Consider the following 26,727-nt stretch of genomic DNA (forward strand, 5'->3'; position numbering starts at 1 on the left):
CCTTGCCGATCGGCAAGAAAGCCGCAAATCACAAGCCGTTCACTCACGCCGATGTGACGATTGCACGAAAGCGAATGTGCGGAACTGAGACAGACCGCGAGGTGAGTTGACAATTTCTCGAGGAGTGAGGAGAGTGCCGCCGGTTCAGAGCCAGCATCCGGGGGGACCAATGTCTGTGCGCTCGTTCTTCGCTTTTTCCGCCATCGCCGTATCTATGATTTTTTCAGGCCCGCCGGCTTTTGCCGCCGAGGCCAAGCGCGATATCGTGACCGTCAAGGATGCCGATTATTTCGGCTTCGACCTGCGCACCGAGCAAAACCTCTCGCTCGATCAGTGCAAGGCCGCCTGCATCGGCGACAAGAGCTGCAAGGCCTTCACCTATAATCCCAAGGTGAAGTGGTGCTTCCTCAAATCCGACTTCAAGACGATGAATGCCTTCCCCGGTGCGATCGCAGGCCGAATCGTCGAAACGACTGCTGCCGCCACGCCGCAAGAGCCGGACATCGGTGCTGCCCCCCGCCTGTCCTTCCTCTCCAACGATCTCGTCCAGCAGGCGCGCGATTTTCGCAACGACCTGGCACTGACCGACGACCAGCAGGGCCAGGGCGTCGATAGCCTGACGGCGAGTGCGCGGCTTGATCTGACCGGCGGCAATCTTGCCGATGCGCTGAAGGCCTTCCACGGTGCTCTGTCGATCACCCCTGACGACAGCGATCTCTGGGTCGAGACGGCGCGCGCCGCCACCTCGCTCGGCGCGCCTGATAGCGGCATTTTCGGCCAGGCGGTCATCGATGCGCTGAACGGTTACCAGCTGACGCGCACCACCAATAAGCGGGCCGATGCGCTGGCTGTGCTTGCCAAGGCGCTCGAAAAGAATGCCAATTATCGCGATGCGCTCAATGCCTACAAGGCGAGCCTAGCTCTTGTCGGTGCAAAGGACGTGCAAGCGGACTACCTGCAGCTCAAGGAGACACAAGGTTTCCGCATCACCGAACATACCGTCGATGCCGATAGCGCCACACCGCGTGCCTGCGTCACCTTCTCGGAGGCGCTCGTCAAGACGGTCGATTACACGCCATTCGTGACGCTGAACGGCGAGGCGCCGAAAGCACTCGAAGCCAAGGACAAGCAAATCTGCGTCGAAGGCCTCACGCACGGCGAGACCTATAAGATAGGCTTCCGTACCGGCCTGCCCTCCTCGGTCGACGAGGTTTTGGAAGCCCCTGTTACGATCGATGTCTATATTAAGGACCGCAGCCAGATGGTCCGCTTTACCGGCGACAGCTTCGTGCTGCCGTCGACGGCGCGCCGCGGCATCCCGATCGTCACTGTCAATATGGCGTCCGCCAACCTGAAGCTCTACCGCATCGGCGATCGCGGCATCGCGCCCCTCCTGACCGGTTCGCAGTTCCTGACGCAGCTTGACGGTTACAGCGCCCAAAACATCCAGGACCAGAGTGGCGAACTCGTCTGGCAGGGTTCGATCGAGGTCGCCAACGAGCTCAACAAAGACGTCGTCACTAGTTTTCCGGTCGACGAGGCGCTGCCCGAGCGCAAGCCCGGCATCTATGTGATGGTCGCAACCCCGCCGACCGGCCCGGTGCAGGAGTGGGATTCGCAGGCCACACAATGGTTCCTCGTTTCCGATATCGGTATTTCCACCTATGCCGGCACCGACGGGCTGAACGTCTTTGCCCGGTCGCTCGCTTCCGCCAAGCCCATGGCGGGCGTCGAGCTGCAGCTCCTCGCAAAGAACAATGAAGTCCTTGGCACGGCAACAACCGATCAGAACGGCCGCGCCACGTTTACGGCCGGGCTGATCCGCGGCACGGCAGCACTCACCCCCGCCGTCATCACCGCCAAGAACGGCACGTCGGATTATGTCTTCCTCGACATGACGCGCGCCGGTTTCGATCTTTCCGACCGCGGCGTCACCGGCCGCGCCGCGCCCGGTGCCATCGATGTCCTGCCCTGGACCGAGCGCGGCATCTACCGCGCCGGCGAGACCGTGCATGCCGCCGCCCTTGCCCGCGATACCGATGGCAAGGCGATCGAGAACCTGCCGCTCACCTTCATCTTCTCGCGCCCTGATGGCGTCGAAGACCGGCGGATCGTCAGCCAGACGAGCAATCTCGGCGGCTATCAGGTGGAGCTGCAGACGCAGGAAGCCGCCATGCGCGGCACCTGGACGATGAACGTCTATACCGATCCGAAAGGCTCGCCGATCGCCACCAAGACTTTCCTCATCGACGATTTCGTGCCCGATCGCACCGACATGGAGATCAAGACCGATTCCAAGGAAATCGGCACGGATACGGCCGCCACGATCACCATCTCGGGCAAGTATCTTTATGGCGCGCCGGCGGCCGGTCTCACCATAGAAGGTGATGTCGTCGTCAAGCCGACGCGGACCAACGCATCCTACCCCGGCTATCAGTTTGGCCTTGCCGACGAGGAGGCGAGCGAGGATTCGCGCCAGCCAATCGACGGATTGCCGGAGCTCGACGAGAACGGCGAGGCTTCGACCGATCTGACGATCGGCGAACTGCCGGCAACGACCCAGCTTTTGAATGCGACCGTCTATCTGCGCATGCAGGAGCCGGGCGGGCGCGCCATCGAACGCTCGCTGGAGATTCCGGTCAAGACGGATGAGGCCGCGATCGGCATCAAGCTGGAATTCGATGGCGATCTGCCGGAGAATGCGCTCGCGAATTTCACGGTCATCGGTCTCGACACCCAGGGTCGAAAGCAGGAGATGAAGGGCCTGCGCTGGAAGTTCTACAAGCTGCGCCGTGACTATCAGTGGTATCGCGAGGGAACGGCCTGGAAATACGAGCCGACCTATACGCCCGTAGAGGTCGCTTCCGGCTCGGTGGATGCGACGGCTGCCAATGGCGGCAAGATCCAGGCACCGGTCGAGTGGGGCCGCTACAGGCTCGAGGTGGAAAGTCCTGATGCCGATGGCCCGACCTCCAGCGTCGAATTTGATGCCGGCTGGTTCGTCGCCTCGACTTCGACCGAGACACCCGATGGTCTCGAAATCGCGCTCGACAAGGACAGCTATAAGGTCGGCGAGACGGCCAAGCTCAAGGTCACGTCTCGCTATGGCGGCGAGCTGATGATCACGGCAGGCACGGAAAACCTGATTGCCGTGCAAAACGCCACGATGGGCGAGACCGGCGGCGAAGTGAATATTCCCATCACCGCCGACTGGGGTGCTGGCGCTTATGTGACTGCCACCCTCTTCCGCCCGGGCGATTCACTTGACACACATATGCCGGCGCGCTCGATCGGCATCAAATGGCTGAAGGTCGATCCGGCCGAGCGGGCGCTGCAGGTCAAGATCGATACGCCGGAAAAGATGCTCCCGCGCGGCCCCCTCGATATCGGCGTGCAGGTGGCCGGAGCCGGTGTGAATGAGGAGGCCTATGTCACGGTTGCCGCCGTCGATGTCGGCATTCTCAACTTAACGCGCTACGAACCGCCGAACCCGGAGGACTGGTATTTCGGCCAGCGCCAGCTCGGTCTTGAAATCCGTGACCTTTACGGCCGGCTGATCGACGGGTCGCTGGGGGCGACCGGCAAGCTGCGCACCGGCGGTGACGGCGGCGCAATCGCGCTGCAGGCAAGTCCGCCAACACAAAAACTCGTCGCCTTCTTCTCCGGTCCGGTCAGGCTCGATGCCGAAGGGAAGGCAAAGGTCAGCTTCGATGTCCCACAGTTCAACGGTACGGCTCGCGTGATGGCGCTCGCCTGGACGAAGACCGGCGTCGGTCACAGCGCCAGGGACGTCATTATCCGCGATCCTGTCGTCGTCACCGCGAGCCTGCCGAAATTCCTAGCCCCTGGGGACAAAGCCAATCTCAGGCTCGACATCGCCAATACCGATGCACCGGCAGGCGACTACAAGCTGACGCTGAAGGGCAACAGCGCGCTTACCATCGATGGGCCTGCCGAACAGACGCTGAAGCTTGAAGCCGGCGCCAAATCCGACCTGACGCTGACGCTCGTCGGCGGCGAGCCGGGCGATGGCAGCGTGGCGATCAACCTGTCCAATGCTTCCGGCCTGTCGCTGGATCAGGTGGTAGATGTGCCGGTTCGGCCGTCGTCGCTGCCGGTGACCGAACGCCGCGTCATTGCGCTCGCACCGGGCAAGAGCCTGACCGTCGACAAGAACCTGCTTGCCGACAGCGTGCTTCCCGGGGCTTCGATTGCCGTCAACGTCACACGCTCCGCCGCCTTTGATATTCCGGCTCTGCTGATGACGCTTGATCGCTACCCCTTCGGTTGCGCCGAGCAGACGACGAGCCGTGCGCTGCCACTGCTCTACCTTGCCGAAGTCGCCAAGCAGGCCGGCATGGATGAGACCGATGACGATGTCCACAAGCGCGTGCAGGATGCGATCTATCGCGTCCTGTCCTACCAGGCCTATGCTGGAAGCTTCGGTCTTTGGGGGCCGGATTCCGGCGATCTCTGGCTCGATTCTTACGTCACCGACTTCCTGACGCGGGCGCGCGAGCAGAAATATGACGTGCCGGACCGTGCGCTGGTGCAGGCGCTGGAAAACCTCCAGAATTCGCTCTCCTACACGACGGACGTGAAGGGCAAGGGCGATGAGATCGCCTATGCCCTCTACGTGCTTGCCCGCAACAAGAAGGCTGCCGTCAGCGACCTGCGCTATTATGCCGATACGATGATCAACGACTTTCCGACGCCGCTCGCCAAGGCCCATATCGCCGCGGCACTGGCGCTCTATGGTGACGCGATCCGTTCGAAGAACATCTTCGTGGATGCCCTGCAGATGTCGAAACAGGCGATGGTTACCCGCGTCAACTTCTCGCGCACCGACTATGGCTCGGTGTTGCGCGATGGCGCGGCGATTCTGGCGCTTGCCGCCGAAAGCCGGCCTGTTCCGCCTGTCATTCCAGACCTGGCCAAGGCGGTGGCACGCGAATGGAACCGCAGCAAATATACGAGCACCCAGGAACAGGCCTGGATGCTGCTGGCGGCGCGTGCACTGCAGAGTGGTGACGACGACCTAAAGATCAACGTCAACGGCGCTCAGCGGACCGGTGCCTATATGGCGAAGATGACCGGCGACGCTCTGATCGACCATCCGCTGACGCTGACGAGCGCCACGAGCGACACGGTCTCCGCCGTCGTCACCACGGTCGCCGCTCCCGTCAAGCCGCTGCCGGCTGGCGGCAACGGCTTTGCCATCGAGCGGACTTACTACACGCTCGACGGCGAGGAGGCGAATGTCAGCGAAGCGCAGCAAAATGAACGTTATGTCGTCGTGCTGCATGTGACCGAGCAGAATGACTGGGCGTCACGCATCGTCATCACCGACCTGCTACCCGCAGGCTTCGAGATCGACAATCCGAGCCTGGTCGACAGCGCCCAGATGACGAATTTCGACTGGATCGGCGAAATGTCGGCGGCCCATACCGAATTCCGCTACGACCGCTTCGTCGCCGCCTTCAATCGCGATGAAAATTCGGCGCGTGATTTTAACGTCGCCTATGTGGTGCGTGCCGTCACTCCCGGCGTCTACGATCATCCGGCAGCGACGGTCGAAGACATGTATCGTCCCGACCTCTCCGCCCGGACAGCAACCGGCAAGATGGAGGTCGTTGCGGCTCAACAATGAGGCGGTGGCAGAAGTTCGCGATCGGGGCTGCGGCCGGCATCGTCCTTGCCGGCGCTGGCCTGCTTGCGCTCGATGCCGCCGACCGGGCATTTCCGCCGCCGCTTCAGCACGCAGAATCCGTTTCGCCCGAAGTGCTCGATGCAGACGGGCAATTACTGCGCGCCTTTGCAACGCCTGAAGGGCGCTGGCGGCTGAAGACCGGCGTTTCCGATGTCGACCCGCAATTCATTCGCATGCTGGTCGCCTATGAGGATCAGCGTTTTTATGATCATCACGGCATCGATGTTTGGGCCCTCGGGCGCGCGGCACTGCAATTCTTGACCAACGGCCGAATCGTTTCCGGCGCCTCCACGCTGTCCATGCAGGTGGCAAGGCTGATCGAGCCGCGCGAGAGCCGGTCCTTTTCGGCGAAGCTCCTGCAAATCGCCCGCGCCATGCAGATCGAGCGACGGCTCTCGAAAGAGGAGGTCCTCGATCTTTATCTCACCCATGCACCCTATGGCGGTAATCTCGAGGGGGTGCGGGCCGCAAGCCTTGCCTATTTCGGCAAGGAGCCGAAGCGGCTGACGGTGGCCGAAGCCGCCCTCCTGGTCGCGTTGCCGCAATTGCCCGAAAAGCGCCGGCCGGACCGGAATGTGAAAGCCGCCGAAGCGGCGCGCAAGCGCGTGCTCGACCGTATCGCGGTGGCCGAGGTCGTCGGCGATGGGGAGGCCGAACGCGCCGAGGGTGTCGCCATTCCCGCCCGCCGTCTGCAGCTTCCGGCCCTTGCCGCCCATGTTGCGGAAGCTGCACTGCGCAAGGACCCGAAGGCCATCCGGCACCAGACGACGCTGAAGAGGCAGGTCCAGACCGGCCTTGAGTCGGTCGCGCGAGCCGCAACGATGAAGCTCGGGCCGAAGCTTTCGCTCGCTATGGTGATGGCGGACGCTCAGACCGGCGAGATCGTCGGCGAAGTCGGATCGGCCGATTATTTCGATGCCAGCCGCTCCGGCTGGATCGACATGACCCGCATGAGTCGATCGCCCGGCTCTACCTTGAAACCCTTTATCTATGGGCTGGCCTTCGAGCAGGGGCTTGTCAGCCAGGAAACGATCATCGAGGACCGACCGGCCGACTTCTTCGGCTATCGGCCGCGCAATTTCGATATGAGCTACCAGGGCGATGTCACCGTGCGCGAGGCCTTACAGCTTTCCCTCAACGTGCCGGCCGTCAAATTGCTAGACGCGGTTGGCCCCTCACGGCTCATGGTTCGTTTCCGTCGCGCCGATGTTCGACCCACCTTGCCTGCAAATGAGACACCGGGCCTGGCGATCGGGCTTGGCGGCGTCGGTATTACCCTGAAGGATCTCGTTCAGCTCTATACCGCACTTGCCAATCGCGGGCAGCCAGTCCGGATTGGCGATGGTGTCACGGGTGAGCCGGGCAAGATCGATGGCGAACCTCTGCTTGAGCCGGTCGCGGTCTGGAATGTCGCCGACATCCTCTCGGGCGTCATACCGCCAGCCGGCGCCCCTCAGCGCGGCATCGCCTACAAGACCGGCACCAGTTACGGCTATCGTGACGCCTGGTCGGTCGGTTATGACGGACGTTATGTGCTTGGTGTGTGGATTGGACGGCCTGACAATAGCGCCGTACCAGGATTGACTGGCTATGTGACGGCTGCCCCAATCCTTTTCGAGGCCTTGGCAAAATCCGGCATTGCCACGACACCCCTGCCCCGTCCGCCGGCGGGCGCTGTGCGCATTGCCCAGACGGAACTGCCGATCAGCCAGCGGCGTTTTGCGCTAACTGCCAGCGGGTTGCTTGCCACTTCCGGCCGAGAGGCGGCACCGCAGATCGTCTATCCGCCCGAGGGCGCTCATGTCGATCTCGGTGCCAAAGAGGGCGATCTTTCGCCGCTGATGCTGAAGCTACAGGGCGGCCGCGCCCCCTTCCGCTGGCTTGCCAATGGCAAGCCATTGCCCGACCTTTCACGCCGACGCACGCAAACCTGGATGCCCGACGGTGGCGGGTATTCCAAGCTGACGGTGATCGATTCGATGGGGCGTGCTGCAAGCGTGGGCGTCTTCATCGACTGAAGGAACAAAAGTCTTTTGCAACCGTTTGAAGGTGACCCTCCAAACGGCAAAACGACCCGATGACGCTGCCCTCCGCGACCTACCGGATTCAGTTCCGCAACGGCATGACCTTCGACAGTGCCTGCGAGCTCGTTCCCTATCTGAAATCGCTCGGCATCAGCCATCTCTACGCCTCGCCGATCTTTTCGGCGACCACCGGCTCGACGCACGGTTACGACATGACCGATGCCAATGAGATCGATCCGGTGCTTGGCGGCAGGGCAGGCTTCGATCGTCTGACGGCGGCACTTTCGAAAGTCGGAATGGAAGTGATCCTCGACATCGTACCGAACCACATGGCGGCGTCGCTGGAAAATGCCTGGTGGCGAAGTGTTCTCGAATTCGGAAGGCAAAGCCCTTTCGCAGACCATTTCGATATCGACTGGAGTGAACGGCTGACCCTGCCGCAGCTCGGTAAAAGCTTCGATGAGTGCCTTACCGAGGACGAACTGACGATTGTCGTCGATGAGGCGCGGGGCAATCTCGCCATCGCCTACTACGACACGCTTCTGCCGTTGAGCAGGCGAAGCTACGCCATGTTGGTGCAAAAGCTGGATGATCCGATCCTGACCGGGATGACGGAACTTGCGGGTTCTTCAGACGGTGACGCTTTGCATCGCGGCTTGCGCGATCTGATCTTCGAGGCTGGTGATTTCGCTCGCCTGAAGGAGGGACTGGCGGTACTTTCGCAGGACCAGCAGTTCATGCGAGAACTGCACAAAGCGCAGCATTGGCAGTTGCAGCCCTGGCAGGAGGCCTCCCGACATCTGAGCTACCGCCGTTTCTTCGAGGTGACGGGGCTGGTCGGCCTCAGGGTCGAGGATCCCAAGGTTTTCGAGGCAAGCCACCGGCTCGTGCTCGAACTGGTGCGGCAGGGCCAGGTGCAAGGCCTGCGCCTCGATCATATCGACGGGCTCGCGGAACCGACAGCCTATCTGCAGCGGCTGCGGCAAGCCGTCGGTACCGACACCTATATCGTCGTCGAAAAAATCCTTGGTGCGGGTGAGGAATTGCCCACTAGCTGGCCGGTGGAGGGAACGACGGGATACGAATTCATTGCTACCCTGAGCGAGCTTTTCGTCGAAAGCGGCGGCTTGCAGACACTGAATACGGCCTACCGTCGTCTGGCCGCCGGAAACGGAGATTTCGAGGAAGGGCGGCGCGCGGCGAAGACATTGATGGTCGAGCGCAATTTTGCCGGCGAGACGGGGCGCCTAACGCAGATTGCGCACGGCATCTTCCCCGAACTTGCCGAGGAGACGATCGCGCAAGCGATCCGAGAATTGCTGATCGCTTTTCCGGTCTACCGCACCTACGGGGCGGACGGGCCGCTTGATGCACGGGATGCTGCATTTCTGCAAACGGCAGTCGCATCAGCCGGCGGACATGTGCATGACTCCGAGACGCTCGAACGCATCGCGGCCATTCTGGAAGGCCCGGTTGACGATAACTCGGCGCGCGAATTCCGGATGCGCTTTCAGCAACTCTCCGGCCCGATCATGGCAAAGGCAATGGAGGACACTCTCTTCTACCGCTACAACCGGCTCCTGGCGATGAACGAGGTTGGTGGGGAGCCGGACCATGCGCCGGGTGGGGTCGACGCGTTTCATCTGATGATGAAAGACCGTCAACAATCCCAGCCGTTCGGTGTTTCGACAACATCGACCCACGATACGAAGCGCGGAGAAGATGCGCGTGCAAGGCTTTATATCTTGAGCGAGGGCGCCGATGTCTTTGCCAACGCAATCGAGCATTGGTGCAGGCTGAATGCGAGCCACCGCAAGGAATTGCCGGACGGGGCGGCACCTGAACCCAATATTGAGTGGATGCTCTATCAGGCGCTCGCCGGTGCCTGGCCGAAGGATTTCGATCGCCGCCATGCAGACGGCTTGCGCGAGCGTTTTAGCGACTACGTGGAAAAGGCTATCCGTGAGGCGAAACTGCGCACCGATTGGACAGCATCCAATAGCGATTATGAAGAGGCCGTCCGCTCCTATGCCGCCGCGCTCCTATCGCCAGAAAACGACGCCTTCTTGGAAGATTTCGCCCGAGTGATGCAGCCCTTTATCGAAGCCGGCTATATCAACAGCCTCTCGCAGACACTGATCAAGCTGACGGCGCCCGGCATCCCCGACATCTATCAGGGGGCGGAAGGCTTCGATTTCAGTTTCGTCGATCCTGATAATCGCCGCCCGCCGGATTTCGACAGGCTGGCCAACTGGCTTGCCGAGGGCGCTCCGATCGCAAGGCTGCAAGCCGAGGCGCTGAAGCAACGTGTCATCCAAATCGGCCTGAAGCTTCGGCTGCAGCACGAGGCACTGTTCACGCGCGGGGAATATCTGCCGCTTCTCGTCAACGGGACGAGGCGTGACCATGTTGTCGCCTTTGCCCGTCTGCTTGACGATGATTTTGCGATCACCGTCGTGCCACGGCTGATGTTCGGCTGGCTCGATCCCGGCGTGCTCTTTGCCGGTCCGGAATTCTGGGAGGATACGGCGATATCAGTGCCCTCGCCTCTCCATCGTCTCAAGGCCGATCTCCTGACCGGCAAGATGCTGGAGCCGGGAAGTGAGATATCACTCGCCGCCCTTCTCGGGGACCAGCCAGCGGCACTGATCGGGCCAGCCTGACATCAAAAACCTAGAAACTAAGCCAGTAAAAATCTTGTTGACCTTCCAGTTGCTGGAAGGTTCATAAAGCTGTCCGGATGCCAGAAAGGCATGAAAGGCACAGTATTATGGATAACAAGCACGACCATCATCACGGCCACGGCCACCACCACCGCGCAGACGGCGGACAATGCGGATGCAGCCACGATGAAAAACACCCAGATATGGTCGCGCGCGATCCCGTCTGCGGCATGGTGGTCGATCCCGATGCCGGCAAGCCTGCTATCGACTATGAAGGTCGCAGCTATCATTTCTGCAGCGATGGCTGCCGGAAGAAATTCGAGGCGGCACCGCAGGATTACCTGACTGCCAAGGACCCGGTCTGCGGCATGAATGTCGAGCGCGCCAGCGCCAAACATTTCCTGAAACACGACGGCGAGAAGTTCTACTTCTGCTCAGCTGGTTGCAAGGCGAAGTTTGAAGCCAACCCCGAGACCTATCTTCATGGAAAGAAGCATGCAGCAGCAGCCATGCCGAAAGGCACGCTCTATACCTGCCCCATGCATCCCGAGGTCATCAGCGACCACCCCGGCGACTGCCCGAAATGCGGCATGGCGCTGGAGCCGATGGGCATCCCACCCGAGGATGAAGGTCCGAACCCGGAGCTCGTCGATTTCACGCGCCGCCTGTGGATCAGCGCCATCCTGGCCGTCCCGCTCCTCGTCCTCACCATGGGACCGATGATCGGACTTGCCTTCCCGCGCGAGGCGCTTGGCGAACCCGTGGCGAGTTATGTCGAATTGCTGCTCGCAACGCCGGTGGTCCTCTGGGCAGCCCTTCCCTTCTTCCGCCGGGCTTGGGCATCGCTCGTCAACCGCAGCCCAAACATGTGGACGCTGATCGGTCTCGGCGTCGGCACGGCGTATCTCTATAGTGTCGTGGCGACCCTGGCGCCCGCTCTCTTCCCGCACAGTTTCCGCGGCCATGGCGGCTCCGTCCCTGTTTATTTCGAGGCGGCGGCCGTTATCGTGGCGCTCGTCTTCGTGGGGCAAGTGCTGGAATTGAAGGCGCGCGAGCGCACTGGCTCAGCGATCCGCGCACTACTCGATCTTGCGCCGAAAACCGCACGCCGCATTAATGCCGACGGCAGCGAGAACGACGTACCTATCGATGACGTTGAGGCCGGCGACCGCTTGCGCGTGCGCCCCGGCGAACGTGTGCCCGTTGACGGCTCAGTCATCGAGGGGCAATCCACGATAGACGAATCGATGATCACGGGTGAACCTTTGCCGGTCGAGAAGGTCAAGGGCGACGCACTGACCGGCGGCACGATGAACAAGAATGGTGCGCTGGTCATGACCGCCGAAAAGGTCGGCGCCGAGACAACGCTCTCACGTATCGTCGACATGGTAGCAAAGGCGCAGCGTTCGCGCGCGCCGATCCAGGGTGCCGTCGATCGCGTCTCGGCGGTCTTCGTACCGGCCGTTGTCGCAGCCGCCATTGCCGCCTTCCTCATCTGGTCCTTCGTCGGGCCGGAGCCGCGGCTTGCCAATGCACTGCTTGCCGCTGTCGCCGTGCTGATCATCGCCTGCCCCTGCGCGCTCGGCCTCGCGACACCGATGTCGATCATGATCGCCACGGGGCGTGGCGCACAGGAAGGTGTCCTGATCAAGGATGCCGAAGCGCTGGAGCGTTTTTCCAAGGTCGACACGTTGATTGTCGACAAGACCGGCACGCTGACTGAAGGCAAACCCAAGCTGACGGATGTGGCTGTATCATCGGGTGTTGACGAGGCGGATCTGCTGGCGCTTGCCGCAAGCCTCGAGCGTGGCTCCGAACACCCTCTGGCAGAGGCAATCGTCTCGGGTGCGGAAGAACACGGCCTCACTTTCAACGATGTCACTGGCTTCGAGGCAAAGACCGGTAAGGGCGTGTTGGGCAGGGTCGGTGGTATGTCCGTCGCGCTCGGCAATGCCGCGATGCTCGCCGAACTCGGCATCGATCCCTCGCCGCTATCCGAAAAGACCGAGGCGCTGCGCGGGGAAGGCAAGACCGTCATGTTCGTCGTGCTCGATGGCGGGCTCGCCGGTCTCCTCGCCGTTGCCGACCGCATCAAGCCGACGACGGCAGCGGCCATCAAGGCGCTGCATGACAGCGGACTGAAGATCATCATGGCGACCGGCGATAACGAACGCACGGCGCGCGCGGTGGCAAAAAGTCTCGGCATCGATGAAGTCCGTGCCGACGTCCTGCCCGAAGAGAAGAAATCGCTTGTCGATGAACTTCGCGCAAAGGGCGCCGTCATTGCCATGGCGGGTGACGGGGTCAATGATGCGCCGGCACTCGCGGCAGCCGATGTCGGCATCGCCATGGGCACGGGTGCCGATGTTGCGATGGAAAGCGCCGGCATTACATTGGTGAAGGGTGATCTTAACGGAATCGTGCGCGCAAGGCGGCTGGCTGAGGCGACGATGCGCAACATCCGCGAGAACCTCGGCTTTGCTTTCGGCTACAATGCCCTCGGCGTTCCCGTGGCAGCCGGTGTGCTCTATCCGATCTTCGGCCTCTTACTCTCGCCGATGATTGCCGCTGCCGCCATGAGCCTCTCCTCGGTTTCGGTCATCGGCAATGCGCTGAGGCTCAGGGTGGAAAAACTCTAAAGGAACCAGGTGATGAATATCGGCGAAGCTTCAGAACGGTCCGGCCTGCCTTCAAAGACTATCCGTTATTACGAGGATATCGGCCTCATCCGCCCCGATCGGGGCGGAAACGGCTACCGCGATTACGCGGCCTCCGATGTGCACAAGCTACGCTTCCTGCAGCGCTCGCGCGGCCTTGGCTTTTCGGTGGAGGAGTGTCGCCAGCTTCTGGCGCTCTACGAAGACAAGAGCCGGGCGAGCGCCGACGTCAAGGGAATCGCCGAGGCGAAGCTCTCGGAAATCGATCGCAAGATCCGCGAACTGACGGAGTTGCGGCATACGCTCGAACATCTCGTTCATGCCTGCCACGGCAATGATCGTCCCGACTGCCCGATCCTCGAAGAACTTTCGGACAGCGCAGGCTGACGGTGCGGCCTCCTCTTGAAAGCGCGGGGCATCCTGTCGCTATATATCCGCAAAATGGCGGCTAGCCCTGGCTGGCGGCCTCGGAAGGCTTCTCATCTTCGGCCTCCTCGTTCTGTTCGTCCTCGACCATGGCTCCGTCAAGTCGATGCTTGATCGCTAGCGCATAGATGACATCGAGAATATTGCGGTCTCTCAGGTGGGGATCGGTCAACGCCAGCAGCGAAGCGCGAACGATCTTCTTGCTGGACGCCTTCGGACAACGCTTGCGGACGAAATCATAAAGCGCATCACCCACAAGTCCTTCCATGGCGCCGTCCACGAGAGCCTCGTAGACCCGCTTCTTCTCTTTCATTTTCTATGTTCCCCACACATTAGCGGGGCATACTCTGTCATGTAACTGTCACAAACAACAGCAGACCGTGATATGTCGACAATTGCTCAGCGGTGCAATCTAGGAAAGCGTCTCATTTTGCTTCCGAATTCGTCTTCAACCTTACACCCATGCCACCTGGAACCATCTCTCCCTCCCCTTGAAAAATGATTCCCGCAGACTCGAACGTTAACTTGATAAGCCGGAGATTGCTTTCCCGCATCTCGCCGCCTTTTTCGAAGGCTCGAATAGAGACCGAGCTGATGGCTGTGCGCTCGGCAAGATCATTCTGGGTCCAGTTAAGTAGCGCTCTTGCAGCGCGACACTGAGGAGGCTTGATCATAAAAACTTTCTTTTTCCGAAAGTTGAGTATTGAAAACAAAAGTCTTCCGTGCTATGAGCCTCCAACTTATCTTTTGCGAGGCGCGGTTGCAATCAATGCACGCGTCAGGGGCAATCTATGGAACTACGCCAGCTATCCTACTTCGTTGCGGTGGCCGAGGAGCTGCATTTCGGCAGAGCCGCAGCCAAGGTGCATATCGCCCAGCCGGCTCTGTCGAACCAGGTCATGGCATTGGAGAAGGAACTCGGCGTACAGCTCTTCATCCGCTCGACCCGGCGGGTGGAGCTGACGCGGGCAGGGGCGGCGTTCTACGAGCGGTCAGTGCGGATCCTGAGTGAGATCGACCTGTCGAGGGAGATTGCCCGGTCAGTTGCCGGCAAGACGGCGAGGAGGATTGCCATTGGTACCGTCTATCCCGCTACCATCGGCGTGCTGCCATCCTTCCTGTCGCGCATCGGCCGCAAATATCCCGATATCCGCATGCATATCGAAAGCGGCACCACCGATGACATCATCCGCCATATCGAGGCAGGCCGCATCAACCTCGGCTTCATCCGGCCGGTGGAGAATATCGGCTCGTTGCGTTTCTTCTCGATCGCCCATGAGCGCTACCTGCTGGCCGTGGCCAAAGAGAGCCCGCTGTCATTGAAGAGCGAGATCGATCTTGAGGATCTGCGCTCCGAAAAGATCATCTCGTTTTCCCGTCAGAACCTCTCCTACAGCGAGCGCTATTTTGCCGAAAAGTTCGAGGAGCACGATCTGACCGACAATGTCGCTTACACCTGTGACGACACCTTCTCGCTGGTGTCGCTGGTCTCGGCCGGTCTTGGCATCGGCTTCGTGCCGGAATGGACGCAGGATCTGCCGAACCGCGGCTTTGAGCTGAAGAAGGTGAGGGGGATCGATTTCAAGATAGGGCTCGGTGTCGCCTGGAACCGGGAAGACCCGACTGCCGGCCGTGACGACATCATCGATATTGCGCGGTCATTGGCGCGGCCGGGACGATAAATTTTGATCATATATGCTATTTCAGGGCTAGTCCCTGAGTCTTCGTTGTTTGCATTATCTCCGCTTGCTTAAGTGCTATGACAGAACGCTCAAACGCAGAAATTTGCTGGACAGTCCGCATCGAGGTCCAGGCGGCCTCGATCTCAAGCCTTTGCGCGGAGGTCATGCCGGCGGTAAGAACACTGAACGCTTCTCCCGTAGCGTCCTTTGCCGTTATTCCTAGAAAAGCGCGCTCCCCGAACCGTTGAGAAACGGCGCGCGCAAATCCTTCGAGCTCGGCCTTTACCTTTGCGTCGGCGAGCACAAGTTCCAGGCCAGCCGAGCGATCGTTTCGATTGATCGCTTCGCGAACACGCTCGAGAACAGCTTTGGCGCCCTGTGACAGATCTGGGATTTCTACCGATAATTTCTCGCGTCGAGTCACTTCTTCTATTTCAGCCCTGCGGGCGATCTGAACTCGCATCTTCAAGAAACGCTCCAGAGAGCGAGCCAGGGCTGGAACATTTACGGACGCAATTTCCCGCTCGCGCGTGTCGCTCTTTCCGGCCAAGAAGCCTGTCTTTCCTTTGAGAGCGCCATATAATTCCGGCGTGTTCGCGATCTTCGAAATTGTATCCTCAGCCACCTTTGCATCGTTGATCATCGCGTCGACGTTGACCGCTTTGAATGCGGCCTCTGGGTGAGCATAGACAAGACGAAACCGAAGCGAGAGATCCTCCCACCCTTTCTTTAGGCTTGGATCCGCGCCGAGCCGGACCTCTATGGCCTGTGCCATCGACTGAGGGAAGGTCGTGATACCGGATACCATCGGCTTCGCTGTCTTGCCTCCACTCACAAGGTCCGCCGTCGAGCCGATCCTCGCGAAACCGAGCCTTTTGCCGACGGCGGCCAGACGGGTAGCGAGACGGAAAAGCATCCCTTTTTGCATGACTACCCAATCGAGCCGATCTTGAAGGATCGATCGTGCAACCCGAACGATGTGCATACCGCGGCGTTCGGCATAAAGCAGAGCCTCCCGATAAAAGCGTTCGCCTCCGTAGTCGAGAGTCGTCTCCTTGGCGTTCCTTCGTGACAGCGTGGCCGCGAGCCCTCCTGCCTTTTCGAACGACCGGCGGCCGTAATAGATGGCAAGATCTTCGCGATGCCGCGTCATCGCCACATATGTCAGGTGCCGCTCCAAGGAGAGCGAGGCGAGCAGCTTGACCTGATCGACGGTGGCGCCTTGGCTCTTGTGAATCGTCGTTGCATAACCGTGATCGACATGGTGATAGAAACGCTGCTCCACGACGACCTGCCGGAGATCGGCGCCCGTACCAACCTCGGCTACGATACGATTAGACGAAGCATCGATCACCCTGCCGAGCAGGCCATTCTTGACGCCGAGCGCACTATCGTTCTTCAGAAAGACGATTTGGTCTCCGCGGGCGAAATTTCGTTTGCCGTCTGCCGTCTCGAAGGTGAAGCCATCGGCGACGATGTTGCGCTCGATTAACATGGCGCGTGCCTTCTCGTTCAGGGCGCGCACGTCGCGGCGCAGATGCGCCAGGATGAGTGATGTCTTGTTCGGATCGTAGTCTCGCGACCAATCCGATATCAGAGCGGCGACGGCTTGCGCCTTCAACTCCGAACCCATTATCCTATCGTTGGCGCGATAGGCATCAATTGCCCTATCGATATTGCCGCGGGCAAGTTCAAGCGACGCCTCGCGCATCCACTCGGCTTCCTGGCGGTAGATCGTATCGAGTTCGGCATAGCCGATGCGATCGGCAATCGCCCGAAAGGCGGCACCGGCCTCGATCGGCTGCAGTTGTTCCGGATCGCCGACGAGGACGAGCTTGGCACCGGTTCTGGTTACTGCCTCAACAAAATACGCCATCTGCCTTGACGACACCATGCCGGCCTCGTCGAGCACAAAGACAGTCTTACCATCGATATGATCGCGGCCTTGGCTCCAACGCAGTTCCCAGGATGAGAGTGTGCGCGAGGCGATGCCGGCCTCCTTCTCCAGGCCCTCCGCTGCCTTGCCGGCAAGTGCACCGCCAATGACACGGTAACCCGCCGACTCCCAGGCCTCGCGGGCAGCGTTCATCATCGTGGTCTTGCCGGCACCGGCACGTCCGACGACTGCGACCATCCGCCCGTCGCCAGTAACATGTTCGAGGGCTGCCTTCTGCTCATCGGACAGCAGCGCGTGCCGCAAAAACATTGCCTGCAGGACGTTGCCCTTGATGCCATGCGACGAACGCTGTGATAGCCAGTTTGCTCGTTTTGCCATTTCGGATTCCAAGAGGATCATTTCGCGCGTGGTATATCGTGCTGGCGAGCGTTGACCGGTCGCAAGATCGATGCGCTCGCCTTCGAGCCTGACAGCGCGTGGACTCTTCAGGATCCGTGCCATCAGGATCCGGAATCGCTCTTCCCCGTCGATATACCGATGCAAGACTCTAGCCACATCGCGTTCGTCGAAGACGCTTTTTTCCCGCGTGATCAGGTCGAGCACCAGGTTGGGATTGCGCGAGATACGCGTCGCGTTCTCAGTGCGCCGTTCTTCTTGCAACTCGAGCCGATCAAGCGAGACGGGCTGACCTGATCTGGCGGCTTTTCGCTCAATCGCTTTAGTGCGAACGCCGAGATGGACGGTTGGCACCAACTCGATCCCCTGCTTTTCGTAGGAGCGGCCATCAACCCTTATATCGTGACCGGCAAGAGCTAAGTGGCGATTTAGTTCGGCAAACCAACCGTCGCGGAGCGTATTAAACTCCTCGATACTACCTAACCAGCGCTTGTAGACGATTTTGCCCGCACCAGTGCGGATCGGGCGGCCTTGATCTCCCAGCAGCGGAACGATACTTGGACCAAAGCCAGTTTCAGTCAGCGGGCGAACTGTGATCATCAGATGCACATGTGGATTGCCGGGCGCGTTATGATACACCCAATCGGCCACCATGCCCTTGGATGTGACGTAAACCTCCACAAAGTCGCGCATCAACGCGATGTTCTGCTTCGATGACAGCTCGATTGGCAAACCCAATATGATCTCCTTGGCGAGCTGAGCATTTAAACGCTTTGAAGTAGTTTCAACCTTGTTCCAGAGGGCTTCGGACGCACCCGAGACCGACCGTGCGGCGGTCATCGACCGCAGCCATTCAGGCGCATCAGAGGGGATAGCCAGTTCCTCATGGAGAAGACCCCTCTTGCGGGAATAGTCGACAGTCTGCGCTTCTCGCTCAATTTTCATCCGCGCACAATGGCTGTAGGCGGCAAGTTGCACTGCGCTCCGGCCCGAACCTCGTGCCACGATTCTAACCGAGAAATGCGATGCCACAGCGTAAGCTCCTTGCAGGCGAAACGTGGTTTCGTCGAAGGCGGAAGCACTACGGCAGCTTAGGAAGGGGGTTCTTATAGCCGGATGCGCCGCCCGTTAAGACGACCCGGATCATGCGCAGAGGCATTGACTGCGCCAACTCGCATTTGTGTTAGTAGACCGGTGGCTAATGCGTGCCTAATCGATGCAATCGGAGAAACACTTTAGCACCGCCGAGCCGGACCAGTTATAGCATCGCCAACTGGCCGACAGGCGCGAGCAAGCGATCCTCACACCGGCGAGCATCAAGCCGCTCGCCTCCGCGAATTGCGGGGCTTGCGAGGACTATCTTCTCGATTTCCCGATCTCTTCGACGTGACACCAGACCGTAAGTAGTGAAGTCGCGGTGCAACGCATGGCAAAGGACTGTCCCGCTTCGGCAGCGAAGACGCCGCCTGTTCCGCTCGAAAACCAACTCTCTCCGGCAATCGACAGTTCGCACGGAGAGAGCAACAGGAACGCCCGAGAAAATCGCTGAACATGATCGGGGAAACGGCTGTAAGGCTCCATGTAGGTGAGGCCAATGCGAATATCCGTCCGGTCTTCAAGTCCGCCGGGCCCGACGATTACGCTATGGGCATGAGCTGTCTCGAAGTTCAGGCTGGCAAATGGCCCGCTTCTGCCTCGGATCCACACAAGCGAGTGAGCTAGCCGCCGAACGCAGTGCGCTATCTCCGCGCAAACCTTTCCAGTCGCGATTGCATTCTTGAGAGTAGACTCAAGGCCCGAAGGGATTCCGGTGTCCTGGAGCTGCCTCTGATTCAGCGTCCCCGTGCGTTCAAGTTTTTGGAAAACCTTGCCTGCAACAAAACTCGCCATCGTCGAGGCCGACGGGTCCAGCATCGCGCGGGCCAGCGAGTTCAAGAAGTTTTCGAGCTCTGCCGGACGCTCCGCGGCGCCCCGCTCGCGAAGCCTGCGTTTTACCGGTTCTTTCTCGTCGGTGATGAGGAGATCTGCTTCTCGTTTGGTGGTCCTGCTCATTACCTTCTCCGTGCGGCCCCTTCCCTACAGTGCCTGGTCCGGTTTCGGCAAGGTTTCCGATCGATGCGAAAAAAATCTGCATCGCTGCGGAATAAAATCTCAAATGCATTCGTATACTCAATCATGGAACGGAAAGAACGCCCCTTCGATGTCATCGGTCAGCTCGCAGCGCTTCGCCGCTATGCGCGCTCCCTGGTGCGCAATTCGGACGAGGCGGAGGATCTGGTGCACGACGCGCTGGTCCGGGCCTTCGAGAAGCGCAAGAGCTTCCGCAGCAGCGGAAACCTGCGCACTTGGCTGCTTTCCATCCTGCACAATGCGCATATCGACCGCGTTCGCCAAAACCGTTCGCTGACGCGCCGCCATGACGAGGCGGCAGTCGATGCGGAACAGGCGCTGCCGGCCGGACAGGAACATGCGGTGCGCCTGCAGCAGGTGCGCAACGCCTTCTTCAGCCTGCCGGAGGAACAGCGTGAGGCGCTGCATCTCGTGGCGATCGAAGACCTGTCCTACCAGGAAGCCGCCAATGCGCTCGGCATTCCCGTCGGAACGCTGATGTCGCGCATTTCCCGCGCCCGCGCCCAGTTGCGCGAGTTCGAGGAAAAGACGCCGCGCATCGCGCATCTGAGATTAATTGGAGGGAACGGCAATGAAAGCGATTGATCCGATCATCGATGCCGATCTCGACGCCTATGTGGACGGCGAGCTCGATGTCGCGCGGCGCATTCAGGTAGAATCCTATCTTTCCGAGAATCCGGCGACCGCCGCAAAGGTCATGGCCGATCTCAGCATGAAGGGCGAATTGCGCCTGGCTCTGGCAGGCGCAAGCGCCTTCGGTCGTCCTGAGACGCGCGATGCCGCCCGCAGGCTGGAACGCGGCCTGTCCTACGGTCGTATCCTGCATTCGATGCAGCGCATCGCCGCAGTCGGCGTTCTACTGGCCGCAGGCTGGGTGGCCCATAATTCCTTCGGTGCCTTTACGGCAACGGAAGTCGCCGCCTCGGTTCCGGCCCCTGCCTATGTCGAGGATGCAGTGCGCGCCTATCGTACGGCAGCCCTTCGCGAAACCATTCCGTCGCAGAAAACCCAGGTCTATAGCGCCGAGGATATCCGTGCTGCGACCGCAATCGTAATGCCGGAATTGCCCAATGACTGGAAGGTTGCCGATGTGCAGATCTTCCCGTCGGAATTTGGACCGAGTGTCGAAATGGCAATCGAGGAGACCGACGGCAAACGCCTGTCGCTCTTTGCGGTGCGCCCGGGCGCTTTCGAGGTGAAACCGGTCAGCCATATCGCTCTTGAAAAAACAGAAGCCGCCTACTGGCAGATCGGCGACGTCGCTTACGCGCTGATCGCCGATAACAGCGGCACCAATCTCGATCAGGCAGCCGAACGGCTTGCCCAGTCGCTCTACTAGTTCAACCGAGGAGATCAGTATGAACCCGATCAATCCCCGTTATGGTTACGGCTCCGGCGCCCAGACACAGGTCCTTTTCGACGAAGGTCTGCGCCAGCACATGCTGCGCGTCTACAATTACATGGCGCTCGGCCTCGTGATCACCGGCATCGTCGCCTTCATCGTCGGCTCGACGCCGGCGCTCTACGTGCCGATCTTCCAGACGCCGCTCAAGTGGGTGGTGATGCTGGCGCCGCTCGCCTTCGTCTTCTTCTTCTCGTTCCGCATCCAGTCGATGTCGTCGAGCATCGCACAGATGACCTTCTGGGCTTTCTGCGCCGTGATGGGCCTGTCGCTTGCTTCCGTCTTCCTGGTCTTCACCAAGACGAGCATCGCACAGACCTTCTTCATCACCGCCGCCATGTTCGGTGCGATCAGCCTCTACGGCTACACGACCAAGCGTGACCTCTCGAAGATGGGTTCCTTCCTGATGATGGGCCTGTTCGGCATCATCATCGCCGGTATCGTCAACATCTTCCTGGGTTCGAGCGCCCTGCAGTTTGCGATCTCGGTCATCGGTATCGTGGTCTTCGTTGGCCTGACTGCCTACGACACGCAGAACATCAAGGAACAGTATTCGGAAAACTACGATCAGGAATCGAATCAGAAGCTCGCCGTCTTCGGCGCTCTGTCGCTCTACCTGAACTTCGTCAACATCTTCCAGCTTCTGCTCAACTTCACGGGCGAGCGGGAATAAGGACCGCGCTTCTGGGGGCAATGGAAGCGCAAGAGCGCCCGGTTCGAAATCTGTGACAGGATGGCGGATCGGGTGCTCACCCTAAAGAACGGCCGGGTTAGATGCCCGGCCGTTTTCGTTGGTCACCGACTGTGGTGCGCCGTTAAGCTTCTGCCGTTGCCAATTATCCAAGAGTGGCGGTCCTCGAAGCGGTCGCAAAATCCGGCACTGGTTTCTCGCTTCAGCATCCGGCGATGGAAACTCGGCATCGATCTCGTATTCATAGGTGCTCGGCAGTCTGACCCCACGCGGCCGATCGATGCTCGCTTATTGGGTGTCGCTGTGAGTTCGAGACAGAGCCCGCACACGAACTGCTTCTGCGTCATTCTCCGTGAGGGGAACTGGTGCAGGTGAGATCCCTGCCGATGGTCGCCCGACCGCAACCGGCAGGATGTCGAGGCCTGTGCAAACACCGTCGTAGCCAAGCGTCAACCGCAAGGCGGCACTTCTCCACACGTCGACACCCTTCTCGTCGTAGGTGGACGCGCGGTTCGTGTGGAAGACGAAATTGCCAAGACCAGGGATTATCGCCTTGCCCCGGTGGAAAAATATCGGCTGCATGACCGGCGAACCGGTTCCAAGGATGATGTCTGCCCCATCATCTATCAGATCGCGGCAGAGATCGAGCATCCATTCAGGTGTCTCCGACCAATTCGCATCCCAGTGATGCGTGTGAACCGCTATCGCCACCAAATGGCCCGCTGCTTTCGCAGCGCCAATGCCAGCCATAAGCCGACCCCAATCCCTTTCGTCCGCCAAGAAGGAAACACCGATCGCGTCGCCGGGAACGACCGGCGTGCCGAAAACCTGGAGGGTGGTCTCCTCTGCTATATCGTAGCCGACGGCGGTTCGCGCGATAGAGCGCTTGTCGTCGCCGAGAGCGCCGGTCAACCGCTGCAGCATTGCGAACTCGTCAGGCGGCACACTTACCGTCCGCTTCATCCGCAGTGGCGCTGTTCCGGCGCGATCGGAAGAGGCATAAGTAATATCAGGCTGCGGGCCGAGATCGACCGAGAAGATCGCCAGGGTATTATTCATATTCCCAAGGACGGCAGGCCTCGCCGCCTCCTCGATACTCATCCCGCTGCCAGTAAGCTTCAGCCCTGCCCTTTCGGCCGCGGCCCTGGTGGACGCAATGCCCGGCGGCCCAAGATCGAAGGCATGATTGTTAGCGTGGGTGAGCGCGTGGAAGCCGAGCTTGCGCACGGAGACGAGCGCCTCTGGCGAGGCCAGATGCAGCGTCTTGGTCTTGGTCGGCCACGCACCCTCCGTCGTAACCGTCGCCTCGAGATTTGCAAAGGCGACGTCCGCCGCCAAGAAATCCATGACCTGCCGCTGTCCTTCACCGGAAATATCGAGCGGGCCGTGGATGAGGATTTGGCCGGTGACGGCGACGGTGAGCGACATGCTCCGATCCTTCTATCTGGTGAAAGGCTTCAGCGCCACCATCGCTTCGTTGCCGACGATCGGCAGGCGGATCGCCGAGGGATGCGCGGCATCGCAAAACACTCTGTTGCGGGCGATCTCGGTCGTCCGGCCCCGGCCTTCCGGCGCATAGGTGTTCGGGTTGACGTCGTATTTCGGGAAATTCGACGAGGAAATGTCCAGGCGGATGCGATGGCCCTTGGCGAAGAGGTTGGCGGTGGCGAAGGGCTCGATCGTCACCTTGAAGATCTCGCCGGGAACGATCGGTTCCGGCTTTTCGAAGGAATTCCGGTAGCGGCAACGGATGATGCCGTCGGTGATGTTGAGCGCATAGCCGGTCGGGTAGTCTTCGCTTGGCGGATAGACGTCGATCAGTTTGGCGGTGAAGTCAGTGTCCGGTGCATCCGACGAGACGTAGAGTTCGATGGTGACCGGGCCGACGACCGCGACGTCTTCGACCAATGCCTCGGTCTCGAAGGACAGCACATCGGCGCGGGCCGAGAGCGGCAGGCCAGGGTATTTCGAGCCGTAGAACTTTTCACCCTCGCGCTGGTCGAAGCCGCCTCCTTCGAAGATCGGCTGGCCGCTCGTCAGTGACCCGCCGATGGTGGGAACAGGGTTCTTCGGATCGAAATCGTACACGAAGGGCGCGGCATCGACCTTCGGTCTTTCGGTCGAGAGCAGGCCATTTTCGTGGATGTGGAAATCGCGGTATTCTGTGCCCGGCAGCGGCCAGTCAGCAGCCTCGATCCAGCGGCCACCGTGATCGAGCAGCCCCTCGTCATTGCGCCTGCCCGAACCGCCACCCATGACGAAGGCGCGCACGGTCGGTTCGTCCTGCACCCCGTTTTCCTTGCCTTTCAGCCAGCGGTCAAACCAGTTGCGGCGGAAGGCCATCCAGCTTTCCACGACATTGCCGCCGAGCGGTGCGGCCGCCCCGAAAGACGTGTCGCCGGCGAGCGTGGTGTTGCGGTTGCCGTGCAGCCAGGGCCCCATGATCAATTGCAGTTTGCGACCCGAAAGACCTCGATAATTGTCGAGCGTCGACTTTACATAGGCATCGTACCAGCTGGACATCAGCACGCAGGGCACCTGCGGGAAGGTTTCGTAGTATCCTTCCATGTAGAGGCCGACGCGACGCCAGCTGTCGTCGAACGTGCCACTGCGCCATTGTTCCAGAAGGTAACTTTCGTATTCCGGCATCCAGCGTACCGGCGATACGCCCTCGCGCCACGGCATGACGGAGAACCAGGCTCGCAGATCCTCGGCCTCCATGGCAGCGCGGGCGAATTCGTCACCCTCGCCGATCGCCTGGTTATACGCCCATGTCGCCTGTTTCAGCTCAAAGGCGCCGCCTTGACGGATGCCGCACTGGAAGGCATTCGAAAAACCGCCGGAATCCATGATCATGCAGGAAAGGCCAGGCGGATTGAGACAGGCGAGCGCCGCCTGCGTATGTGCCGCATAGGACAGGCCCATCGTACCGAACTTGCCGTTGGACCAGGGCTGTTCCAGCAACCAGCCGGCGGTGTCGTAACCGTCGGCGGCTTCGGAAACGTATTTGCTGAATTCGCCTTCGGAATTGTATCGGCCGCGGCAGTCCTGATAGATCACCACATATCCGGCACGGACGAAGAAGCTTGCCACTTCATGGCGGTTCATCGGCGTCGTCATACCGATCTCGATCTCGGAGCGTGAGCGTTCGGCCTTGCCGTAGGGCGTGCGTTCCATTATCGCCGGCAACCGGTCTTCGATCGCCTTGCCGTCCTTGACGGGTCGATAAACGTCTGTCGCGAGCCGAATACCGTCGCGCATCGTCACCATCACATCGCGCTCGGCGAGTACGTCGTCGGCAATCATTTCAACGCGCGAAGGCGCCAGGCTATCCATGTCGGTATCCTCAAAATCAATGCGAAGGCCCGGACCGGACCGCCGCATTCTGCGACCGGCCCGGGAGTGGCCCCGCGCCGGAACACGCGGCGCAGCGGCATATCGCTGGGTTGGTTGCGTGTGCCGCAACCGCTACTCCGCAAGCCCGGCAAGAACCGGCGTTGTATCTTCCGTCATGTTGGCGACATAGGAGAGGTTCGCCTTGCCGGCCCAGTGGACTTTCTGCCAGTAGAGCGGAATGACCGGCACGTCGGCGAAGACCAGCTTTGTCGCGTTCTGCAGCATTTCGATACGCTTCTTGGCGTCGAATTCGGAAGTCGCGGCCAGCATCGCCTGATCGAAGGCCGGGTTCGAATATTTGGTGCGGTTGAACGAACCGGTGCCGGCCTCCTTGTTGGCGGTCATCAACAGGTTGCGCAGACCGGTTGCCGAGGTCGGCGTGGAATTGCCGAGCGAGAAGATGAAGGCCGAGAACTCGCCATTCGACGCGCCCTTGGTATAAACGTTGTACGGCTGAGCGACGACGCCATTGACCTTCAGTCCACCGCGGGCAAACATCTGGCCGACTGCCTGGGCAACTTCCGCATCTCCGGGGAACCGATCGTTGGAAGTGTGAATGGTGATGCCGAAGCCGTCCTTGTAACCGGCATCGGCAAGCAGCTTCTTCGCATCGTTCGCGTCGAAGGCCGGAACCTTGATCGACGGATCGCTGCCGGCGACGCCGTTCGGCACCAGCTGGCCGGCCGCTTCCGCCGATCCGTCAAGGATGCGGTCGATGATCAGCTGGCGGTTGACGAGTTCGGACAGCGCCTGGCGGACCTTGACGTCCTTCAGCGGGTTCTTGTCCAGCGGCTTGCCATCCTTGTCGGTAACGAACGGACTCTTGTCGCGGACGCTATCAAGCGCGAGGTAGATCAGACGGGAGGAGGCGATCGAGAAGACCTTGAGGCCGGAAACGCCCTGGATGGTCTTGACGTCCCCCGGCGGCACCGCGTCGATCAGGTCAACGGCGCCGGAACGCAATGCCGCGACGCGCGAAGCGTCGTTGGAGATGAACTTGACCGTGACCTTGTCGAAATCCTGCTTCTTGCCCCAGTAGGCATCGTTCTTGGTCATCACCAGGTTATCGCCGGGCGTCCAGGAGGTGAACTTGTAGGCGCCGGTGCCGATAGCGGCCTTGCCGCTGTTGTAGTCCTCGATCGTGGCATTTTCGGCAACCTTTTTCTCAAGGATATAAACGAAGCCAATCTGTTCGATGAAATCGGGCGTCGGTGCCTTGGTCTTGAATTCGATCGTCAGATCGTCGATCGCCTTCATGCTGGCGATGGTCGCGACGTTGCCGGAGAAGGGCGCCGGGCTGTTCGGCACGTTCTTGGCACGGTTCAGCGAGAAGATGACATCGTCGGCCGTCAGCGGGTTGCCATCATGGAACTTCACGCCGTCACGCAGCTTCACCTGCCAGGTCAGCGGATCGACATTTGTCCAGGAAACGGCAAGTGCCGGCTCCATATTGATCGTGGCATCCGTGCTGACCAGGCGGTCGAACATCGACTGTGCGATATTTTGGTTGTTACCGGTGCGCGAGAAAAGCGGATCGATGGCGGACGGCTCTGTGGCGCTGCCGATAATGAGGTCGGCGGCATGGACGGAGCCCAGCGAAAGCACCGTGGCGGCAACGCCGGCCAGGAGCAGTTTCATCGGTTTCATATTTTC

15 protein-coding genes are annotated in these 26,727 nt (G+C 60.5%); 9 read left to right on the forward strand and 6 right to left on the reverse strand.

All coding sequences use genetic code 11. From position 1 onward, the window contains the following. Window positions 1-169: 169 nt before the first annotated feature. From FHX08_RS20635 to cueR, 5 genes are all read left to right on the forward strand, one after another. Window positions 170-5,650: an alpha-2-macroglobulin family protein gene (locus tag FHX08_RS20635; RefSeq protein ID WP_132656359.1), complete on the forward strand. Its 5,481-nt coding sequence runs from the start codon at window positions 170-172 to the stop codon at window positions 5,648-5,650. Beyond that, on the forward strand, window positions 5,647-7,728 hold the full coding sequence (pbpC, locus tag FHX08_RS20640; protein ID WP_132656361.1) for a penicillin-binding protein 1C: 2,082 nt from the start codon (window positions 5,647-5,649) through the stop codon (window positions 7,726-7,728). Before FHX08_RS20635 ends, pbpC begins: the two co-directional genes overlap by 4 nt. Before the next feature lie 59 nt (window positions 7,729-7,787). Next, entirely contained in the window at window positions 7,788-10,397 is a 2,610-nt protein-coding gene (gene treY, locus FHX08_RS20645) for a malto-oligosyltrehalose synthase (protein ID WP_132656363.1), read from the forward strand. A 107-nt stretch (window positions 10,398-10,504) separates the two neighbouring features. Next, window positions 10,505-13,036 (forward strand): heavy metal translocating P-type ATPase, encoded by a 2,532-nt coding sequence (locus FHX08_RS20650; RefSeq protein WP_132656365.1) that lies wholly within the window; start codon window positions 10,505-10,507, stop codon window positions 13,034-13,036. A 12-nt stretch (window positions 13,037-13,048) separates the two neighbouring features. Continuing rightward, a complete protein-coding gene (gene cueR / locus FHX08_RS20655; protein WP_132656367.1) occupies window positions 13,049-13,441 on the forward strand; it encodes a Cu(I)-responsive transcriptional regulator in 393 nt (130 codons plus the stop codon). 61 nt (window positions 13,442-13,502) lie between these two features. Here cueR and FHX08_RS20660 read toward each other — a convergent pair whose 3' ends face one another. Then, window positions 13,503-13,793, reverse strand: coding sequence for a hypothetical protein (locus FHX08_RS20660; RefSeq protein WP_132656369.1), 291 nt, complete (start codon window positions 13,791-13,793; stop codon window positions 13,503-13,505). 478 nt (window positions 13,794-14,271) lie between these two features. On the opposite strand from FHX08_RS20660, the gene FHX08_RS20665 reads away from it, so the two are divergent. Beyond that, on the forward strand, window positions 14,272-15,162 hold the full coding sequence (locus tag FHX08_RS20665) for a LysR family transcriptional regulator (RefSeq protein WP_132656373.1): 891 nt from the start codon (window positions 14,272-14,274) through the stop codon (window positions 15,160-15,162). 16 nt (window positions 15,163-15,178) lie between these two features. On the opposite strand, the gene traA is transcribed toward FHX08_RS20665, so the two are convergent. Both traA and FHX08_RS20675 read right to left on the reverse strand, forming a co-directional pair. Next, window positions 15,179-18,487 (reverse strand): Ti-type conjugative transfer relaxase TraA, encoded by a 3,309-nt coding sequence (gene traA / locus FHX08_RS20670; RefSeq protein ID WP_132656375.1) that lies wholly within the window; start codon window positions 18,485-18,487, stop codon window positions 15,179-15,181. Window positions 18,488-18,811: 324 nt separating this feature from the next. Further along, complete coding sequence (locus FHX08_RS20675; protein ID WP_132656377.1) at window positions 18,812-19,507, reverse strand: dimethylsulfonioproprionate lyase family protein; 696 nt, start codon at window positions 19,505-19,507, stop codon at window positions 18,812-18,814. 123 nt (window positions 19,508-19,630) lie between these two features. Here FHX08_RS20675 and FHX08_RS20680 point away from each other — a divergent pair, with 123 nt between their 5' ends. Genes FHX08_RS20680 through FHX08_RS20690 form a run of 3 tightly spaced genes read left to right on the forward strand, consistent with a single transcriptional unit; the run spans window position 19,631 to window position 21,660 of the window. Next, window positions 19,631-20,170 (forward strand): sigma-70 family RNA polymerase sigma factor, encoded by a 540-nt coding sequence (locus tag FHX08_RS20680; RefSeq protein ID WP_132656379.1) that lies wholly within the window; start codon window positions 19,631-19,633, stop codon window positions 20,168-20,170. Then, entirely contained in the window at window positions 20,157-20,924 is a 768-nt protein-coding gene (locus FHX08_RS20685; RefSeq protein ID WP_132656381.1) for an anti-sigma factor, read from the forward strand. Before FHX08_RS20680 ends, FHX08_RS20685 begins: the two co-directional genes overlap by 14 nt. Window positions 20,925-20,943: 19 nt before the next feature. Next, window positions 20,944-21,660: a Bax inhibitor-1/YccA family protein gene (locus tag FHX08_RS20690; RefSeq protein ID WP_132656383.1), complete on the forward strand. Its 717-nt coding sequence runs from the start codon at window positions 20,944-20,946 to the stop codon at window positions 21,658-21,660. Window positions 21,661-21,966: 306 nt separating this feature from the next. Here FHX08_RS20690 and FHX08_RS20695 read toward each other — a convergent pair whose 3' ends face one another. The 3 genes from FHX08_RS20695 to FHX08_RS20705 form a co-directional block, all read right to left on the reverse strand. Then, a complete protein-coding gene (locus FHX08_RS20695; RefSeq protein WP_132656385.1) occupies window positions 21,967-23,106 on the reverse strand; it encodes a CapA family protein in 1,140 nt (379 codons plus the stop codon). Between the two features lie 12 nt (window positions 23,107-23,118). Further along, entirely contained in the window at window positions 23,119-25,014 is a 1,896-nt protein-coding gene (locus FHX08_RS20700) for a CocE/NonD family hydrolase (protein ID WP_245508340.1), read from the reverse strand. A gap of 132 nt (window positions 25,015-25,146) precedes the next feature. Continuing rightward, window positions 25,147-26,721 carry an ABC transporter substrate-binding protein gene (locus FHX08_RS20705; protein WP_132656387.1) on the reverse strand — a complete coding sequence of 525 codons (1,575 nt, stop codon included), beginning with the start codon at window positions 26,719-26,721 and terminating at the stop codon, window positions 25,147-25,149. Window positions 26,722-26,727: the final 6 nt, after the last annotated feature.

The sequence above is a fragment of the Rhizobium sp. BK529 genome (assembly GCF_014194105.1).
In the GTDB taxonomy this organism is placed as follows: Bacteria; Pseudomonadota; Alphaproteobacteria; order Rhizobiales; family Rhizobiaceae; genus Rhizobium.

What these genes read in the sequence shown, in the direction of transcription:
- FHX08_RS20685 (WP_132656381.1), top strand. Translation starts at nt 20,157, where the DNA reads ATGAAAGCGATTGATCCGATCATCGATGCCGATCTCGACGCCTATGTG.
- cueR (WP_132656367.1), top strand. Translation starts at nt 13,049, where the DNA reads ATGAATATCGGCGAAGCTTCAGAACGGTCCGGCCTGCCTTCAAAGACT.
- pbpC (WP_132656361.1), top strand. Translation starts at nt 5,647, where the DNA reads ATGAGGCGGTGGCAGAAGTTCGCGATCGGGGCTGCGGCCGGCATCGTC.
- FHX08_RS20705 (WP_132656387.1), bottom strand. Translation starts at nt 26,721, where the DNA reads ATGAAACCGATGAAACTGCTCCTGGCCGGCGTTGCCGCCACGGTGCTT.
- FHX08_RS20675 (WP_132656377.1), bottom strand. Translation starts at nt 19,507, where the DNA reads ATGAGCAGGACCACCAAACGAGAAGCAGATCTCCTCATCACCGACGAG.
- FHX08_RS20680 (WP_132656379.1), top strand. Translation starts at nt 19,631, where the DNA reads ATGGAACGGAAAGAACGCCCCTTCGATGTCATCGGTCAGCTCGCAGCG.
- FHX08_RS20695 (WP_132656385.1), bottom strand. Translation starts at nt 23,106, where the DNA reads ATGTCGCTCACCGTCGCCGTCACCGGCCAAATCCTCATCCACGGCCCG.
- FHX08_RS20700 (WP_245508340.1), bottom strand. Translation starts at nt 25,014, where the DNA reads ATGGATAGCCTGGCGCCTTCGCGCGTTGAAATGATTGCCGACGACGTA.
- treY (WP_132656363.1), top strand. Translation starts at nt 7,788, where the DNA reads ATGACGCTGCCCTCCGCGACCTACCGGATTCAGTTCCGCAACGGCATG.
- FHX08_RS20660 (WP_132656369.1), bottom strand. Translation starts at nt 13,793, where the DNA reads ATGAAAGAGAAGAAGCGGGTCTACGAGGCTCTCGTGGACGGCGCCATG.
- FHX08_RS20665 (WP_132656373.1), top strand. Translation starts at nt 14,272, where the DNA reads ATGGAACTACGCCAGCTATCCTACTTCGTTGCGGTGGCCGAGGAGCTG.
- FHX08_RS20650 (WP_132656365.1), top strand. Translation starts at nt 10,505, where the DNA reads ATGGATAACAAGCACGACCATCATCACGGCCACGGCCACCACCACCGC.
- FHX08_RS20635 (WP_132656359.1), top strand. Translation starts at nt 170, where the DNA reads ATGTCTGTGCGCTCGTTCTTCGCTTTTTCCGCCATCGCCGTATCTATG.
- FHX08_RS20690 (WP_132656383.1), top strand. Translation starts at nt 20,944, where the DNA reads ATGAACCCGATCAATCCCCGTTATGGTTACGGCTCCGGCGCCCAGACA.